Here is an 846-nt window from a genome sequence, read left to right as displayed (position 1 = left end):
GCTCGGGCGCGGGCGGCGGGGCGGGAGGCGAGAGCACCTCCGGCCGCACCACCCGGGGCGGCGAGAACACCGTTCCCTGCGCGAGCGGCAGGTCGAGATCGATCAGGTCGGGCACGTCGGCCTCGCGCTCGACGCCCTCGGCCACCAGCCGGATCCCCGCCCGCGCCAGGGTGGTGGCGAGGGTGGCGCCGTGCTCGCCGAGCAGCGTCTCGGCCCCGATCTTGGCGTAGCTCGCCCCGCGGGCCGCCAGGGTGGCGACGTCGAGGCGCGGGTCGGCGACCCGGTCGACCGCGAGCCCGATCCGCTCGCGCAGGGCCGCGAGCGCGGCCGCCTGCTCGGCGTCGAGGGTGCGCCAGCTGCGCTGCGGCAGTGCCAGGATCAGGCGTCCGGCCAGCTCCGGGTGCAGGTCGATGAGGCGGCCGACCGCCCGCAGGAAGCCCGGCTCGAACAGGGAGCCCGGGGTCAGCGCGTAGGCCACCGGCGTCTCGCTGCCGCGGGTCGCGAGGTGCTGGCCGATCGCGGTCACGCGGGCGAGCATCAGCCGGTCGAGCTCCGTCGTCCGCCCGTGCCGCTCCAGCACCCGCATGAACTCCGCCGGCGCCAGGACGGCGTCGCCGATGCGCAGGCGCGCCAGGGCCTCGTAGAACGCCACCTTCCGCTGCGGCAGGCTGACGATCGGCTGGAGGTGGACCTCGAGGCCCGTGGACAAGGCCGCCAGGATCTCGGCCTCGGGGTGGGGCTTGGCGGCGGGCTCCGGCACGAACGGGCGCCGCGGTGCCGGGACGGCGTCCCGCGGCAGGATCGGATCCGCCGCCCAGGGCGCCGCCGCGGGCTCGGCCGGCCGGG

Annotated in this window: 1 protein-coding gene; it reads right to left on the bottom strand. The window is 77.9% G+C overall.

All coding sequences use genetic code 11. The features are described from left to right. Positions 1-846: EAL domain-containing protein (locus VQ02_RS34285; RefSeq protein WP_048448753.1), on the bottom strand; the 846-nt coding region annotated here is incomplete at both ends.

The organism is Methylobacterium variabile, assembly GCF_001043975.1.
GTDB classification, from domain to species: domain Bacteria; phylum Pseudomonadota; class Alphaproteobacteria; order Rhizobiales; family Beijerinckiaceae; genus Methylobacterium; species Methylobacterium variabile.
Note: the sequence above shows the minus strand (reverse complement) of the source record. Positions and strands in the feature narration are given on the sequence as shown.